This window comes from Pseudomonas sp. COW5 (genome assembly GCF_026240005.1).
In the GTDB taxonomy this organism is placed as follows: Bacteria; Pseudomonadota; Gammaproteobacteria; order Pseudomonadales; family Pseudomonadaceae; genus Aquipseudomonas; species Aquipseudomonas kribbensis.
This window is the reverse complement of sequence record NZ_JAPHVP010000001.1, coordinates 4451729-4468768: the sequence shown is the minus strand read 5'-3', so window position 1 is coordinate 4468768 and position 17040 is coordinate 4451729. Positions and strand designations below refer to the sequence as shown.

Here is a 17040-nt window from a genome sequence, read left to right as displayed (position 1 = left end):
GCGTCGGGTCGTTCAGCAACGGGCTCGGCCTTGCCAATCTCCTCACCCGGAACACGTCCGTTCCGTCGGTAGTGCTGGATGGATCACGACGGCCATCCACCACAAACAAAAACGGGAGCCCAAGGGCTCCCGTTTTGGCTTTCCGGTCTCCCGGACTTACTCGGTAATCTTCCCGAAGTTGCGATAGAACATGTCGTCCTCACGGCTATCGGTCATCGAGTGCAGCTGGAAGCTGCGGCTGAGCCTCGCACCACCGTCACGGGTCAGTGGCGCCCAGACCAGGTTGGCCCGGCGCATGGTCGACATGCTCATCATCTCGTCGAACGGAATCGACAGATAAATGCCCTTGTCGAAACTACCTTCGCCGTATTCCGTACTGCCCGCCGTGGTGATGGTCGCCCAGGCACCGAAGCGCACGCCGTTGGAAAACTCCCGGGAAATATCCAGCGTGCCGCCAAAGTCGCCCGCCAGATAACGGCCGACGCTGACCGCCGCCAGCGTTTCGTAAGGCAGATCCGTGTAACCGGTGATATGACCGGTCAGCACCGAGTAGTCCCGCAGGCCGAAACCCTGGTCGAATTCACGCTGACGCACGTAGTTCAGGTCGGCGCCGATCGCCCAGCGCTCACCGGTCGGACGGAACAGCACCTCGCCGCCCACCCCGGCAAACATCGACTCCAGATAACCGCCGTAGACCATGCCGTACAAGTCTTTGTCCAACTGCTCGGCATGGCTGACCTGAAATAACGGCATCGTGGTGTCGGACGTGGTCAGGTACTGACGCAAGTCCGTACGCACACGCGGCAAGCCGCTGGGTGCGTCGTATTTGAACTTGTCGAAGTTGTTCGTCAGGTTCTGGCTGAGCATGCCACTCCACCAGGTGTTGCGGTTGAAGCGGAACTCGGCGTCGAGGTCGGCACTGAATTGATAGAGCAAGCCATCCGGGCCACCGACGTTCTGCTTGAAGCCCAGACCCGCGCCATAGCTGAAGTGCTGCAGCGGCTGGGTGTAGAGCGTCTTCTCGTTGTGCGGCATCGCCGGGTTGACCTCGGTGGTGCGGTGCAACGTTTGCAGCGGTTCCTCGTTGTTGATCACTTCGCGGAAGGTCTGGCGCGGCACGCTGGTTTCTTCCAGCGGCAGGTCGTAGCGCTTGTTCACCAGGGTGAACCAGTCGATGTCGTCGTTGACACTGTTGTCCAGCACCCGGCTCGCACGCCCCACCGCTTTCGAGGAATGGAAGTAGCGCTGCTGCTCGCCGTACACGATCAACTCGGAGTCACGCTGGGCGATGCGCTCGACCCGGTAGCCCGCATTCTGTTGCAAGCGTTGCGAAACGTTGGCCCAATCGACCTGATCCATCGAAGTGGTCGGGGCCTTCGCCGGCAGCGGCTCCGGCGGTGGATCGAAGGTCTTGGCCGGCGCCTTGCGGCTGACGAAATTGGTGTGGAAGGTGACGCCGAACATCGCTGTGTTGCCCCGCTCCCACGCCGCGCTCACGTCGAGGGAATCCGTCACCTTGAACACCGCGCCAAGGTTGATCGGCGAGTCCTGCTTGATCACGTTGTCCTTGGGTTCGTGTTTGTAATCGTTGCCTTCGTATTCGAGTTTCAGGCTCAGGCGATCCCAGGGGGTCTGGTAACTCACGCCGCCGAAGAACGACGGCTGGCCGCGAAAGTACGAACCGGCGTTGACGTCACCGGTGCCTTCCAGGGCTGGCCGGGTCTTGAAGCGATCATCGAGATAACCGAACGGGTTGTCGATATCGCCGCGATTACCGATGTAGCCCCAGGCGATGCCGGCGCTGAAATCCAGGTTGTCGTAGCGTTTGCTGGCCACCAGGAATTCACTGGCGAACAAACCCGTACCGCCGACGTCTCGGAAGCCCAGGGAAATATCGGGGGCCCAATGGGTTTCCTCCCAGAGCCGGACTTTGACGTCGACCGCCTTGTCCTTATAGCTCTGGTTGCCGCTCATGGATTCCGGGCCGTACGGGCGGTTGGTAATGGCGGTGTAGCGAAACGAGCCTTCGAGCCAGTCCAGCGGCTGCAACGAAACGCTGTAGCGGCTGTAGGGCTCGGTGCGGTTGGCGTTGACGCTCAACTCGCCGGCCGGGGACATGCGCGCGGTGGGCGTCTGCAACAGACCGGTGCCACCGAAATCGCCCTGGGTAATTCGCGGCTCGGCATGGACCAGGCCGCACGGCAATAACAACACAGCTGCAAAACGCAAATTCAACGAACCACCTCAGCCAACTGCGTGGCAATAAATTCGGCCAACTGCTGATTCAGTTCAGGGATAGGCGGATCCAGATCATCGTTTTTCAACGGCACCAGAATCTTGCTGCCGGCAACGGGAAACTGCCCGCTCTCGCGATTCCAGTGGGCGATGCCGACGCGCCGCGAAACCCCGTTGGGCTGGATCAGCCACAGGTAATCGGCGTCGGCATCGTCCTCCAGCAGCACGCAACTGCTGAGGTATTCACGGGCCTCGAGCAACGGCTGATAAGGCAGCCGGCAGGTCCCGGCGACTGCGCCGAGCACTTCCACTTCATCGACCCGCTGCGGGTAGATCAGGCGATCACCGTCGTCGAGACGAATGTTGCGGGCGAAGCCGACTTCCAGTGCCACCGGGTCCAGGTCCGCGATCTGGCGCCCGGTGACCGGCATCTGCCGCACGTCCTCGGCCATGCGCACCGCCAGGGCTTTGCGGCTCGGTCGATCGAACAGATCGGCCATGCGCTGCAATACGTCCAGATCGAACAGCACGCCGACCTTGAGCCGGGTCTGCTCTTCCAGCAGAGACTGGCGCAGCAGCACACCGGCCAGCCAGTAACCCTCGGCATTGGGTACGGCCTCGCTGATCACATCGGTCAAACGGCCACCCGGCGGCAACGCCACCGGCCCGGGGTTGGCGACATCGCCGCTGACCGTGACCGCCGCCTGACTTGCGCCGGCTAGCAACATCAAACCCGCCGACAGAACCCTCAAGCACTTCATGGCAGATGCCTGCGATCAGGGGTCAGTTGCACGATCTTCACCCGCAGTTGCGAAGTCAGTTGCTGCTCGCTCTGCACAATGAAACCGTCCACCGGATCGACCCAATAACGGTTGGTCGCCCGCAGGCCGATGGCCGGGACGTCGATACGTTCATCGACACGCAGCACGGCGTATTCCTTGTTCAGAATCTTCAGGGTTTCCACGGATTTGCGGGTGAAGCGGCTGTTGACGATCAGCCCGACTTCCTGGCCCTTGTAGAGGTCGATCCAGCGCTGGCTGGTCTGGCCATCGGCAACGTGTTGCAGACCGCGCTTGAACGGCGACGCATCGGACAGACGCGTGCCGTCCAGGTCGCCCTCCGCGCCCAGGCCGATGCTGCGCACCGCGAGACCGTCGCGCAGCAACAGGACCTGCTTGCCGGACGCCACCCAGAACTGCAGGTCATCGCGCTTGCGCACCAGCGCCAGCACACCGGAACCGGACGGCGTGGTGAGTTTGAGTTGCGGATAATTGACCTCGGCCACCTGGGCCGGCGTCACGTCGATATCATCCGGGTCGACCACCGCCGACTTCAGGTTGGTCACCGACGCAACCATCAGCGGATTACAGCCACACAGCAACAAGGCCGCCATCAGGCAGACGCCAACATTCAAGGTTTTCAAAGTCGGCGGGCCTTATTTGCTGTTGTTGGTGAATTCGCTCCAGTTCTTCGCAGCGGAAGCGCCGGTGCCGACAATCGATGCCGACGGCACCAACTGGCTGATCAGACGGTTCCAGCGAGTCACGTTGGCAGGCCCTACATAAACGACGTCCTGGGGACGCACTTCGAAGTGCGTGGCAAGGACCATGGCAGTCGGCGATTCAGCTTCCAGTTGATAGATCTTCGCCGGCTCCACATCGAGGTTTTCCACCCCGCGAATGACGTACACGGCATTGCCGTTGGCGGTGGTCTGGCTCAGGCCGCCGACCGAGCCGAGCACGTCGGACAGGTTCATCGTCGCCGTCTTGAAGCTCAGGGCGCGCGGCTGGTTGACCTCGCCCATCACGTAGATGCGCTTGTTGTCGTTGTACGGCAGATACAGTTTGTCGCCACCCTGGAGGTAGACGTTCTGCAACTCGGAATCCTGCTGGTTGAGGGTATCCAGATTCAGCGGATAGACCCGCCCGTTGCGCGTCAGCAACAACCCGGACAGGTCGGCATTGTTGGTGTCGATCCCCGCCGAACCGAGGGCTTCGACCACGCTCAGCGGGTTGGTGGAAATCGCTTGCGGGCCCGCCTTGGCGACTGCGCCAGTGACCACGACTTTCTGACTGGCGAAACGCAACACGGCGACGTCCACTTGCGGCTCGGCGATGAACGCCGACAGCCGTTGTTCGATGTCGTCGCGCAGTTGCTGGATGGTCCGGCCGGCGGCCTGGACTTCCTTGATGTACGGGTAATACAGCGTGCCGTCGGAGCGCACCAGACGGCCGTTCGCATCGATCTGCTGCTGCGCGCCCGACGGCGCGGTCAGCTCGGGGTGATCCCACACGGTGATGTACAGCACGTCGTTGTTGCCGATGCGGTACTCGGCCGGCGTCGCCAGCAATTCCGTGGGCACTGACTCACGCTTTTGCGTGGCGCGGTTCATGGAGATCAGCTTGGGGGTGATCGGAATCAACTCGACCCGGCTGCTTTCACTGGCGCCCTGGCGAGTGATGCCAAAGGTGCTCAGGTGTTGACCGGGGGAAAACATGCAACCTTGCAGAGCGAGACTTGCCAGCATTAAAAGAGAAAAACTACGAGTCATAATGGCACTACGCTATTCAAGGGCGAATCCAAAACAAAGTCACCCGACTTTCGTCGGGCGACCTTGTACTGCACCAACAGTTACTTCAGTTAGTTGTGCGTGCCGGTTGTACCCGTGGTACCGGTGGTACCCGTTGTACCGCCGTTGGCACTTCCACCACTGTTGGACGCCGCTACGGCACTGGCAACCATTGCAGTACTGGCAGCAGGCGCTGTAGAAGCCGCGACACTGCCCGATACATTGGTCACCGCAGTAAGCGGCGCTTCAGCTGCGGATGCCCAGTTGCTCAACATCGTCAACAAGGCAATCGCCATCACTTTTTTCATATCAACTCCTTTCTAACATTGCACCAATACATCGGGTGTTTCGTTAGAGGTGGTAGAGTTCAAGTCGCAAAAAGCGCGAACAAGATCCGTTGTTCTTTCACAGTCCTACGCAACTGATAAAAGTCGAACGGCAGGTTTATATCTACGGACTTGCAAAAGGCATTGCCAGTGTAATTTCCCGACGATATCTAACAACCTGACCGAAAATAACATTGGACTAAAAGGCCATCATTCCAGATAACCCTTGGGATGATTCGATTGCCAGCGCCAGGTATCGGTAACCATGTCCTGCAAGTTGCGTGTGGCTTTCCAGCCCAGTTCTTTTTCCGCTTTGGAAGCGTCGGCCCAACTCTCGGCAATATCGCCCGAGCGCCGTGGCATCACCCGAAACGGCACTGGCTTGCCGCACGCCTGTTCGAAGGCTCGCAGCACTTGCATCACGCTGTAACCGTCGCCGGTGCCGAGGTTCCAGGTATGAATGCCGGTGCGCCCGTCGATGGCCTGCAAGGCCTTCAGGTGCCCGTCCGCCAGATCGACGACGTGGATGTAATCGCGCACACCGGTGCCGTCTGCCGTGGGGTAATCGTCGCCGAAGACCGACAACTCCTGGAGGCTGCCAACCGCGACCTGGCTGATGTACGGCAGCAGGTTATTGGGGATGCCGCTCGGGTCTTCGCCCATATGGCCGCTGGCATGGGCGCCGATCGGGTTGAAGTAGCGCAGCAGCGCGATGCACCAGCGCGGCTCGGCCTGGCTCAGGTCGCGCAGCACGTTTTCGACGATCAGCTTGGACTGGCCGTAGGGATTGGTCGGAATGCCGGTGGGGAAATCCTCGCGGATCGGCATCTGCTCAGGCTCGCCGTAAACAGTGGCCGAAGAACTGAACACCAGCCGGAAGACCCCCGCCGCCGCCATCGCCTGGCACAGCGTGATGCTGCCGCTGACGTTGGTTTCGTAATACTCGAGCGGCTTGCGCACGCTCTCGCCGACCGCTTTAAGCCCGGCAAAATGCAGGACGGCATCAATTGAATGCTGCTGGAATATCCGGTCCAGCAACGCCCGGTCGCACACATCGCCGCGAATCATCAGCGCACTTTTGCCGCAAATGCCTTCCACGGCGTGGAGTGCCGCGTCGCTGCTGTTGCAAAGATTATCCAGAACGACAACTTCATAACCTGCTTCAAGCAATGCGAGTGTGGTGTGCGAGCCGATATACCCGGCGCCACCCGTTACCAGAATCTTCATAGCGCGGTCCATAGTGGGAAAAGTGCCAACTAGCGTGTCAAGCCCAACTTGTTTAATGTGTGTCTTGCTTCACATAAACAGGGCGACAACAACCCAAAACAAAAACAGTTCCATCACTGGCCAAAAATATTTTTAAAGGCCAAACTGTATTGCCCGGTACTTATTAGCACTCCCGCACTTTCACCACTATCAACAGATACCGACTAAAAATAACTGTTATTTATCAAGCCGACATCTAATAACATTACCCCCCTTTACACTAAGCTAACGTTGTCACTCATAACCTGACTCAGGTATTAAAGTACAGCTTCATCAACTTGCAACTTTTCCTTATTGCAATGTAACCGATGGCTGTATGCCATGAATGTCCAGGAAACTTCTATGATTCGTAAATGTTTGTTCCCCGCTGCCGGCTATGGCACGCGTTTCTTGCCGGCCACCAAAGCCATGCCGAAAGAGATGCTGCCGATCGTCAACAAGCCGTTGATCGAGTACGCCGTTGAAGAAGCACGGGACGCCGGTCTGCAACACATGGCGATCGTCACCGGTCGGGGCAAGCGCGCACTGGAAGACCACTTCGACATCAGCTACGAACTCGAACACCAGATTCGCGGCACCGAAAAAGAGAAGTTCCTGGCCGGTACTCGCGAGTTGATCGACACCTGCACCTTCTCCTACACCCGTCAGGTGGAAATGAAAGGTCTGGGCCACGCGATCCTCAGCGGACGCCCGCTGATCGGCGACGAGCCCTTCGCCGTGGTCCTGGCCGACGACCTGTGCCTGAACCTGGAAGGTGACGGCGTGCTCACCCAGATGATCGAGCTCTACAAGAAATTCCGCTGCTCGATCGTGGCCATCCAGGAAGTCCCGCGGGACCAGACCCACAAGTACGGCGTGATCGCCGGCGAGGCGATTTCCGAGGGCATTTACCGGGTCAACCACATGGTGGAGAAACCCGCACCGCAGGACGCTCCGTCGAACCTGGCGATCATCGGCCGCTACATCCTGACGCCCGACATCTTCGACCTGATCGCCGACACCGAGCCCGGCAAGGGCGGGGAAATCCAGATCACCGACGCCCTGATGAAACAGGCGCAGAACGGTTGCGTGCTGGCCTACAAGTTCAAGGGCCTGCGCTTCGACTGCGGTGACGCCGAGGGTTACCTGCAGGCGACCAACTTCTGCTACGACAACGTCTACCTCAAGGGCCGCTGAAAGGCGCCCCACGCACTTCCGACGAGGCAACCATGAACATCGCACAACATTTGACAGACATTGAACGGGAGGTGGACAACCTCGGGGTGATGAGCTGGTTGTCTCGTCATCAGCCGTTGCCCAGCGCCAACGAATCCTGGCTGGGGACCATCCTGCTGGTGGAGCGGATCGGCATGTTTCCATCGTCCGGAGACATTCGCCGGCCAGTGCGTGATCCCTATCCCCTGCTCGCCCATCTGAAACAGATCTATGGAGAACAGGCGCTGGAGGTCGATGACCGCGACGGCCTGAAGGTGATTCTCGGCGACTGGCGATTCCGCGTGCGCCTCTGCTGCAACGAGCCGGCAATCATCATCAATGTGGAGACCCGTTGCGTGACGCAGTTGATGCCGCAGAAGACCGCAGAGCTTTTGAGTCAGATCGATAACTTCAAAAAAGCCTGAGCCCTTATTCCGAGGCGGCGCCGCAGGAAGTCCCGTGGTTGCCGCCAACGATCATCCGATAGAAGTAATCGGCAATCACCTTCCCTCCCGTGGCCGGCACCGGATGTATTTTGTCCGGGCCGATCATCGCCGCCGCGTAACGTTTGACGTCCGTACCGAACGCGCATTGCAGATTGGCGTAGCCCAGATGCTGCTCGCGGGCCCAGGGTTCGAGCACCTGCGCGTAAGCCGACATTGGATAGGCGCTGGAACGCGTGGTGTCCTGGCGCATGATCAGGTTGACGCTCGCTGCCGGCTGAATCTCGCGGATCATCCCGACCAGCCCCTGAACGTTCTTCAGGTACTGCTCGGGCTTCACGCCGAAACCCTGATCGTTGCCGCCGAGCATGATCAGGTAGACGTCCGCCGGAATCTTCGACACCACCGATTTCCACTGGGTCTGCCACTGACCGTCGGCATGATAGAAATCGCCGGACGCAGCGCCCGATGCGGCCAGCTTCGACACCCGCAAACCGGCCTGCTCGTTGCTCATCCACAGGCCGAACAGGGTGGGCGCGCCTTTCACCACTTCCAGCCTGAACGACCAGTCCGTCGCGGCGGATGTACCTGACAGTGGGACTTCCTGAACACCGACGCCGCTCAACTTCAACGGCTGCCAGGATTGCGAGGGTGCCCAGCGATAGCGCAGTTCACTGGATTCGCCGTTGCCCAGAAAAAGTAACTTTGCCTGAGTGACAGCGGTGTTTATCGCTTCGCTCGGATGCGCATCGACCTGCAGCCATGCACCGGGACTTCCGGTCACGGTACGGCTGTCGGGACTGGCCGCGCCGAGGTTCGACACCTTCCAGTCGCCGCCGAAGTATTTCTCGCTGCTGCGGGTGTACTTGAAATGGCTGCCGCCCAGCGCCGCACCGTGGTTGAAGCCGACATAACCGGGGCCGGCAAAACCGACCTCGCCGACCAGCCGCTGCACCAGTTTGTTCAGGTAGTAATCCTGCCCGGCGCTGTAGCTGTCGCCGATCACCGAGACCGACAACACCTTCCCGGCCTTGCCTTCGCGCCACTGGGCAAACCGCTCGCGAGCGTCGCCGACTTCGACCACCGATGCCGCGACCGGCGCTGCGTCATCCACTGCAACCATCAAGCACTTCCTTTAGCCGAAACCTGCGCCGGGGAGACGTTCCCCGCCGGTTTTTTCGCCGCCGCACGCTCGCCCAGAAACAGCACCGACGTGAAGTTGAACCGGCTGAAGATCGTCGAGAGCAACACCGGCCCGAGCAACCCGCACGCCACGCCGCAGAACACCAGCACGCTTTCGTCCTTGATGCCCAGACGCCCCAGCACCGAACGCGATGTCGCCGCGAACAACACATGAAACAGGAAAATCGCGTAAGAGTAACCACCGAGCCAGGTCAGCGCCTTCGAACGCATGTCACTCGACAGCAGCGCAAAGCAGGACACGCAACCCACCGTCAGGCCGATGAGGCTGCGGCGATCGATGATCAGCTCACGATCCAGCGCCGCGATGTACAACAGCGTCAGGGAAATCAGCACGAACACCAACGGGCCGACGACTTTGAACCGTTGTTTCAACGCACTGACATTTTCCTGGCCAATCATCCCCGCCACAAAGAACGGCAGCAGATAGGTCGCACCGTTGATGCCGAACGCATCGAACTTGAACGGCGGCAACAGAAACACTGCGGCGGAAAACGCGAACAGCAGGTACAGACGCGCCGCCGAGCGCAGCAATCCACGCCACTCCAGCAGGCCGACAAACATGAAAATGATGAACACCGCCTGCAGGAACCAGAAGTGGTTGACCGGCACATAGAACGACAACAGCGCATCGATCACACCGACGTCCTTGTTCACGCCCGGCCCCACCGCCTGCAACACGGAAAACGGTACACCCACGCAAAACAGCGGCACGATCAACCGCCGCACCTTGCCGGTGAAGAACGCCGAAAAGTCATTGCCGCGAATCTTGTAGATGGAATAGATGTAGCCCGAGATGAAGGTGAACAGCGGCATGCGCACGTACACCATGGAATCGGCGATCACCCGGAACGGCGAGCCGATGTCGATTTTCAAACCGCCGCCCAACGGGCCGATCACGTGGTAGAGCACCAGCAACAGGCAAGCGAGCCCGCGCAGGGTTTCGATCTCCAGGGACTTTTTCTTGCTCGACATAAAGCACCCGCCTCAATTCAGAATTCTTGATTCGACCCGCACCGGTTTGTTCGCCCGCAGCATCAACCCCAGGCCCACGAACAACACCGGCACCACCATCGAGAAGTGTCGGGCGAACGAGCCGAAGTCCGGTTCGAACAAGCCCTGGACCAGCAGAAAAGCCAGGGGAATCGCGATCAGTTCCTTGGGTTTGGTCTGGATCGGCGCGCCCTTGTAATCGGTCGAGGTGATGACTTTGAACAATAGCAGCGCGGTCATGATCATCAGCGCCACGAAGATCACCTGGCCCGGCCCGGACAGCAGGATCAGCTCCACGGGGAACGACAGGCGGAAGAAGATGATCATCGAGTCCAGGGCCTGCGAAACGAAGTCGCTGCCGCTGAGCCACGAGACGATCAGCGATTTGGAACCCTCCTCGCCCGCCGTGCGCAGTTCGTTGTTGCTGGCGCGAATCGACGACACCGGAAAGCCCAGCGCCAACTGGATCGCCATGGCCACCGCCAGGTAGAACAGGAACAGCATCACGAAGAAGGTCATGCGCGACACGTACTTCTTCATCATGCAAACGCCGACCCAGGACAGCGAAAACAGGATCCAGTAGGGCCGGATCAACACGCCGTAGATCACCGCCGACAGGAAAAACCCGCCGCGATATTTGCGCGTCAGCGAGCTGAACAGAATGCTCAGCACCGCCACCGACACGATGATTTCCTTGGTCAGGTTCTCCAGGAAGAACGAGCGCACCACGCCCCACAGACACAGGGTCCCGAAGATCGCCAGCGGCATGCGCCGGAACACCACCACCGGAATCGCCGTGAGGAAGAAATTGCAGAACATCCCGTAGGCCCAGGCGTTGGTCAGGTTGATCCCGGTGGGCCGCAGCAGGAACGCCGAACACTCGTAGGAGGAGCGATCCGGCGAGAACGGGTTCCAGAAATTACAGTTGTCGGCCCGGGCATAGGACGACCACAGGGTCATCGCATCCGGGCCAGGATCGCGGGGGATCAGCAGCGGCATGGCCACCGACAGAAACAGGCCGGTGAACAGGATCAGGAACGACAGAGAGGAATCGAGCTTCTTGCCGCGAAACTCGATGCACGGCAGTTTCAGGCCCATGACACGACAGCCTTTTTCGCACGCGTGGCACGGGTCAGCAGCGCAATCACACTCAGTTGCACGATGATCCCGAAGACGTTGCCCCAGGCCGCGCCGTAGATCGAATAGTGCTTGATCAGCACATAGCTGACCGGCACCGAAATCAGCAGGCAAAGGGCCGAACTGGCGAGGGATACCCGGCTGTTTTTCGACGCGATCAAGCCGCCCCAGACGATGTCGCCGATGGCGCGCAGGGCGAAGGAAAAGATCAGCACGCCAAGAATCCCGTTGTCCGGACGCGGCACCGCTGCGCCGACATAATCGAGGACGATATTGAAGAACAGGTAGATCGCCACCGCGACTGCCGCTGAAACCACCAGCGAACGCGCGACCCATTTGTTCACGAACAATTGCCTCACTGTGAACGCTTGTTGATCGGCCTGATAACGCTTGGCGAGCACCGGAATGCCGACCACCGCCACCACCGCATAGGACAGCGCCTGCAAGGTGTTCGCCGCCGACCACGCGTACACGTATTTACCGAGGCTGGCGTAGGGCTCCAGATCAATGATCAGAAAGCGCTCGGCATACTGACTCACGGCGATCAGGCCGGTGCCCAGGTAGAACGGCAGCCCGGCTTTCCACACGGTCGCCGTCGCCAGCGTCCCTACTTCGCGCCCGCGATGGACGCTCACCACGATCAGGTAACCGGCGACGATCACCAGCACGTTGGCGATGACCCACAGCCACAGCACGCTGGCGATCCCGGACACCCAGCCGAGCATCATCCCGCCCACGGCCAGCAGTGCCCAGAGGCCGGTCTTGATGAAGAACAGCAGCGCCCCCGCCGTGGCTTTCTGCGCGGAAAACACGAACGAGTTGATTTCGAACGACAGATGCTCGGTCAGCAGGACCAGGGTCACACAGGCGATCAATGCCGCCGTCGCCTCGACCTGCTGGAACAGCGAATAGATCAGCACCGTCAGCACCGACAACAGCAACCCCACGGCCAGGTACAGCAGCAGAACCTTGTCGACCACACGCTTCGAACTGCCGCCGACACTGATCAGCCGATTGATCTCGGAACTGAAACCGACGCTATAGAACTTCGACGCAATCAACGACGCCGCGACCACTACGCCGTAAAAGCCCAGCGCCTCGTAACCGAGGTAATGGGTGATGGCGAGCACCAGCAGGAACTTTGCGCCCAGTGCTCCGCCGCGCAGCAACAAGCGGAATATCATCGAATGACGCCCTTGATGATGTCGTCCATGGCCACGGTTTTGGCTTCGATTTCACGGCAGGTGTCGGTCAGGCGCTTGCCGAAATTCGACAGCGCGTCAGGCGCGTAAACCGTGTCGATGATGGTGTCGACATCAATGTCGCCACCGTTGATCACCCAGTCCTCGACGCCCATGTCCTGATAGGCACCGAAGCCTTTGCGCTCGTAGCTGATGTGATACGCGGGCACCCCGGAGAGCAGCGATTCGATCGCCCCGTGAAGACGCACGGAAATCACCAGGTCAGGTTGATATTTGGCAATCGTCGCCTTCAACGACAGCAGGTCTTCGGTGATGCCCAGTTCACGATAGAACGCACCGTCATCGTTGCCGCGCACAGCGCTCTGCACCGCGCAGACCACTTTGCTTTTGTTCTTCAAACGCTGCAGCAGCACCTTCAGGTTGGCCACGTAGGCGAGCTTCTTTTCCTTGCTCCAGGCCGGCGGTTTGCGCAGCACCACGCACACCGTGGCCGGCGTCGAGGCGCAGCGGGTGAACTTGGGTTGCTGCAGGATTTTGCCGGCCAGGGCCTGCACCGCGAGGTCCGGTGCGCGATAGACATTTTCGCAGGCATCGAACAACGCCGAGGAGCGGTTATCGCGCACGAACACCGCGTCGGCGCTGGCGTAGTGGTCGACGATCTTGTCGCTGTCACCGTGGAACGGCCCGATGCTCTGCGGGAGGTACACCGACGGGACTTTGCTGAGGATCGCCGTTTCCAGTTGCTTGGCGTGGCCCAGTTTCAGCTTGATGTGTTCGAAGGCGCTTTTGGAGCGCATATAGCCGCCGCCGACGCCCACAATCAGATCGGTTTTCTTCAACAGATCCGCCAGCCCGGCGTAGGACTGATTGAGGAATACCGCCTGCTTGACCCGGCCCAGGCCCTTGGCGGCCATGACCGGCGCCTCAAAGCGCGGGTGAGGCAGGTATTTGAAGGAATCCGGATCGGAGGCCACGACGCTGATCGCGGTGTCTTCGCCAAAGTTGCGCTGCACCAGCGCGATGGCCAGATCGACCAGCAGACCATCACCGGAATTGGAGGCACTGTAGCCATGCAAAATCGTTACGTTCATGAGCGGCGTTCTACTTAATAAGAGGGAGCGGAATACACGTCGTAGGTCTGGCGGATCATCAACGCGGCGCTGAAGCGCTCGCGGACGATGCGCCGGCCTTCGAGGCCGAGGGCTGACAACGCGGGTTTCTGGATCTGCTTCAGGCGGTCGGCCAGCGCGTGGTGGTCACCGGTGGGGAACACGTAGCCGGAGACCCCGTGGGTCACCAGTTCCGGCAGCGACGTGCAGTCGCTGGCAATCACCGGCAAGCCCAGCGCCATGCCTTCCAGCGGCACCATGGCAAAGCCTTCCCAGCGACTCGGAACAATCAGCGCATCGGCCTGCTGATACAGCGCGTTGACTTCCGCCGGGGTGACCCACGGCAGGTACTGGACGCCGTCCATTGGCGGACACTCGACTGTCGCCTCGTTGACCGCACTGCCGACCACCGTCAGTTTCAGGTCGTTGCGCCCGGTCTTGGCGTAGGCCTTGAGCAGCACGTCGAAGCCTTTCTGATAGTCGAGCCGGCCGACGAACAGCAGATGAATCGGCTGCGGACTCTCGGCTTTGCGCTCGTCATCCTTCGGATGGATGCCGTTATAGATCAGCCGCATGCGCTTGCGCTCGATGCCGAACGCTGCGGCTTTGTCCATCTCGTACTGGCTGACGCAAATGATCGTGTCGGTGACTTTCTGCAATACGCGCTCAATCCACGCATAGACTTTCTGCTTGATCGGCGAGCTTTCCATCAGGAACGAAAAGGCATGCGGGCAATAGACGATTTTCGGTTTGCGCCACGGCCGCAGAAGCACGCACACGCAACGGCCGATCACTCCGGAAAACGTGCTGTGCAGGTGCACGACGTCGGGCTTTTCCTTGAGCATCACTTGCATCAGTCGCCAGGCAAAACGCAGCAACGACGGCACATTGCGCCCGGTTCGCTCGAAGGTGCGGATCTGCTGCGGGGCGATGCCGTGCAGCTCCTTTTCCTGATCCTGCGGCACCAGATACACCAGCTCGTAGTTCGCTTGCGCATCGTCCGGGGATGCCGAAATCGTGCGGATCACCGTCGCCACGCCACCTTTTATCGTTTCAGCCACGTGCAGTATTTTTTTCACAACCCACCCACTTTGTTGCCTGTAAGAACAATCGCTGAAACTCAGGATTTGTCGGACGCGTATTCGTAGTTGTAATAGCCGTAGCCGCCGTTGCCGTAGTAACTGGCCGCACGCTTCTCGACGCCGTTGAACACCGCGCCTTTCAACTCGATGCCGTTCTGGGCGAAGCGGCGAATGGTCAGCTCGACTTCTTTGGCCGGGTTCACCCCGAAGCGCGCGACGATCAGGCTGATGCCCGCTTCACGGCCGACAATCGCCGCGTCCGTCACCGCCAGCAGCGGTGGTGTATCGATGATCACCACGTCGTAGCGCTCGCTGAGTTCCGCCAGCAGTTCGCGGAAGTTGGCGTGCATCAAAAGCTCGGAAGGATTGGGCGGCACCTGGCCACGACTGATGAAGTGCAGGTTGTCGACTTCGACCTTGTTGATCGCCTGTTCCAGAGTGCAGCGCTTGACCAGCAAGTCCGACAAACCATTGGTGATCGGTGTGTTCAGCGATTTGTGCAGATGCCCCTTGCGCATGTCGGCATCGATCAGCACCACGCGCTGGCCGCTCTGGGCCATGACCGCCGCGAGGTTGGACGACACGAACGTCTTGCCGACCTGCGGGCTCGGGCCGGAAATCATGATGCGGTTGTTGGTCGAATCCAGCGCCGCGAAATGCAGGCAAGTGCGCAGGCTGCGGATCGACTCGATGGACAGGTCCGTCGGATTGCGCAAGGCCAGCAGATAGGCTGGTGTGTCCGCCGTGACTTTGGCGCGGACTTTCTTGGTGTCCTCTTCCTGTTGCAGTGCGCTGTAAGGGATCGAGGCGTAGACCGGCAAGCCGAGCTGCTCAATGGCTTCCGGCCCTTCCAGACCCTTGCTGAGGGACTTGCGCAACAGCACCAGCGCCACGCCGACAAAAGCGCCGAGGAAGGTCGCGATCAGCACGATCAGGGCTTTCTTCGGCTTGACCGGACTGGTCAGGTCGACATCCGCCGAATCCACCAGACGCACGTTGCCCACGGCGCCGGCACGAATGATGTCCAGTTCCTGGGACTTGTTCAGCAACTGGGTGTAGATCTGCGAAGCGACTTCGACATCGCGGGTCAGGTTGAGCAGTTCCTGTTGCGTGGCCGGCAGGTCGCCAACCTTGCCTTCCAGGGACTTCTGTTGCTGGGTCAATTCACCGATCTGGGTCATCAGTGCCCGATAGGCCGGATGCTGTCTGGTGAACTTGCGATCCATTTCCGCCTGCTGCATTTTCAGCTCGGAAATCCGCGTTTCGAGGGCGACGGACTGGCCGAGCACCGATTGGGTTTCCAGGGAGATGTTCACGGTCTTGCCGCGCGTCTGGTAGGCGTTTAGCGCATCGCTGGCCTTGGCCAGATCGCGTTTGACCTGCGGCAACTGGCTTTGCAGGAAGGCCAGGCTCTGCGCCGCTTCGGCCGAGGTACGGCGTACGTTCTGGTCCACGTACAGGGAGGCGATCTTGTTGAGGATCTTCACCGCTTCGGCGGCGTCGGTACTGGCCAGGGCCAGACGGATGATCCCCGACTCCTTGCCTTGCTCGGAAATATCCAGTGCGTCCTGATAGCCCTGAATGGTCACGATTCGTGGGTAGCGCACCACTTCGAAACGGGTCCCGGGGTTGGCCTGCAAATGCGTGATCTGCCCCTCTACGCCATCCTGTACGAAGGCTTCACCGGCAGTGCCTTCTGCCAGCAGATTGTCGTTGTCGTCGAACAACTGGAAGCGCTGTTGCTCGCCGGCGATCAGGCTGAGTTTCTTGCCCAGCAGTTCCTTGGGCAGATCGAGCCGGGCGAACTCCAGGCGCTCACCGCCCCACGCGTAGCTGCTCAGCCCGAAACGTGATGGCGCGACGCTGAGTTCGGTTTCACCGCGATAGCGGCGCGAGAGAAAACCGCCGATCACCGGGAACGTATTGGGTGTGACATCGATGTCCAGGCGCAGATCGTCGACGGTCTTGCCGATCACCGCGCGGGATTTGATGATGCCGATCTCGGTCACGGACGGCGACTGACCGCCGAGCATGCTGTTGAGGTCGGAGAAGCCGAGCATGTCGTTCTTTTTCGGCTCGACCTGCACCAGCGCGTTGGCCAGATACACCGGCGTGGCCAGAATCGCGTAAGCAACGCCGGTCATCATGAACGCGCCGGTGAAGGCACCGATCAACCATTTCTGATCGATCAAACTGCCGAATATGCCGAGAAGATCAATACTGTCTTGATCGTTGTCACGGGTGCCGACTACTGACGGTAACTGCATAAGTCTTTCTTACCACT

15 protein-coding genes are annotated in these 17040 nt (G+C 60.1%); 2 read left to right on the top strand and 13 right to left on the bottom strand.

Translation table 11 applies throughout. The features are described 5' to 3' along the window. Positions 1–156: 156 nt before the first annotated feature. The 6 genes from OQ248_RS20360 to galE all read right to left on the bottom strand — a co-directional run bounded on the left by OQ248_RS20360 (position 157) and on the right by galE (position 6357). Positions 157–2235: a YjbH domain-containing protein gene (locus tag OQ248_RS20360; RefSeq protein ID WP_265813770.1), complete on the bottom strand. Its 2079-nt coding sequence runs from the start codon at positions 2233–2235 to the stop codon at positions 157–159. Next, a complete protein-coding gene (locus tag OQ248_RS20355; protein ID WP_265813769.1) occupies positions 2232–2996 on the bottom strand; it encodes a capsule biosynthesis GfcC family protein in 765 nt (254 codons plus the stop codon). The genes OQ248_RS20360 and OQ248_RS20355 overlap by 4 nt, the downstream gene beginning before the upstream one ends. Then, positions 2993–3658, bottom strand: a complete 666-nt coding sequence (locus OQ248_RS20350; protein WP_265813768.1) for a YjbF family lipoprotein — start codon at positions 3656–3658, stop codon at positions 2993–2995. Before OQ248_RS20350 ends, OQ248_RS20355 begins: the two co-directional genes overlap by 4 nt. 12 nt (positions 3659–3670) lie before the next feature. Continuing rightward, positions 3671–4786, bottom strand: coding sequence for a polysaccharide export protein (locus tag OQ248_RS20345; protein ID WP_114884344.1), 1116 nt, complete (start codon positions 4784–4786; stop codon positions 3671–3673). Positions 4787–4875: 89 nt separating this feature from the next. After that, entirely contained in the window at positions 4876–5112 is a 237-nt protein-coding gene (locus OQ248_RS20340; RefSeq protein WP_003226528.1) for a hypothetical protein, read from the bottom strand. A gap of 228 nt (positions 5113–5340) precedes the next feature. Further along, positions 5341–6357 carry a UDP-glucose 4-epimerase GalE gene (gene galE / locus OQ248_RS20335; protein WP_265813766.1) on the bottom strand — a complete coding sequence of 339 codons (1017 nt, stop codon included), beginning with the start codon at positions 6355–6357 and terminating at the stop codon, positions 5341–5343. A 381-nt stretch (positions 6358–6738) separates the two neighbouring features. Here galE and galU point away from each other — a divergent pair, with 381 nt between their 5' ends. Then, positions 6739–7572, top strand: a complete 834-nt coding sequence (gene galU, locus OQ248_RS20330; protein WP_007951629.1) for a UTP--glucose-1-phosphate uridylyltransferase GalU — start codon at positions 6739–6741, stop codon at positions 7570–7572. A gap of 32 nt (positions 7573–7604) precedes the next feature. Next, complete coding sequence (locus OQ248_RS20325) at positions 7605–8015, top strand: mannose-1-phosphate guanylyltransferase (protein ID WP_265813765.1); 411 nt, start codon at positions 7605–7607, stop codon at positions 8013–8015. A 4-nt stretch (positions 8016–8019) separates the two neighbouring features. On the opposite strand, the gene OQ248_RS20320 is transcribed toward OQ248_RS20325, so the two are convergent. Genes OQ248_RS20320 through OQ248_RS20290 form a run of 7 tightly spaced genes read right to left on the bottom strand, consistent with a single transcriptional unit; the run spans position 8020 to position 17023 of the window. Beyond that, a complete protein-coding gene (locus OQ248_RS20320) occupies positions 8020–9156 on the bottom strand; it encodes an SGNH/GDSL hydrolase family protein (RefSeq protein ID WP_265813763.1) in 1137 nt (378 codons plus the stop codon). After that, complete coding sequence (locus OQ248_RS20315) at positions 9156–10208, bottom strand: acyltransferase (protein WP_265813762.1); 1053 nt, start codon at positions 10206–10208, stop codon at positions 9156–9158. Before OQ248_RS20315 ends, OQ248_RS20320 begins: the two co-directional genes overlap by 1 nt. Positions 10209–10220: 12 nt before the next feature. Continuing rightward, complete coding sequence (locus tag OQ248_RS20310; RefSeq protein WP_134827557.1) at positions 10221–11324, bottom strand: hypothetical protein; 1104 nt, start codon at positions 11322–11324, stop codon at positions 10221–10223. Next, on the bottom strand, positions 11315–12547 hold the full coding sequence (locus OQ248_RS20305; RefSeq protein WP_265813761.1) for a phosphoribosylaminoimidazole carboxylase: 1233 nt from the start codon (positions 12545–12547) through the stop codon (positions 11315–11317). The genes OQ248_RS20310 and OQ248_RS20305 overlap by 10 nt, the downstream gene beginning before the upstream one ends. Further along, positions 12544–13656, bottom strand: coding sequence for a polysaccharide pyruvyl transferase family protein (locus OQ248_RS20300; RefSeq protein ID WP_265813760.1), 1113 nt, complete (start codon positions 13654–13656; stop codon positions 12544–12546). Before OQ248_RS20300 ends, OQ248_RS20305 begins: the two co-directional genes overlap by 4 nt. Positions 13657–13670: 14 nt before the next feature. Continuing rightward, positions 13671–14753 (bottom strand): glycosyltransferase, encoded by a 1083-nt coding sequence (locus OQ248_RS20295; protein WP_347710546.1) that lies wholly within the window; start codon positions 14751–14753, stop codon positions 13671–13673. Between the two features lie 41 nt (positions 14754–14794). Next, the gene (locus OQ248_RS20290; RefSeq protein WP_265813758.1) at positions 14795–17023 is read right to left on the bottom strand and encodes a polysaccharide biosynthesis tyrosine autokinase; all 2229 of its coding nucleotides are present in this window, start codon (positions 17021–17023) and stop codon (positions 14795–14797) included. Between the last annotated feature and the right edge of the window lie 17 nt (positions 17024–17040).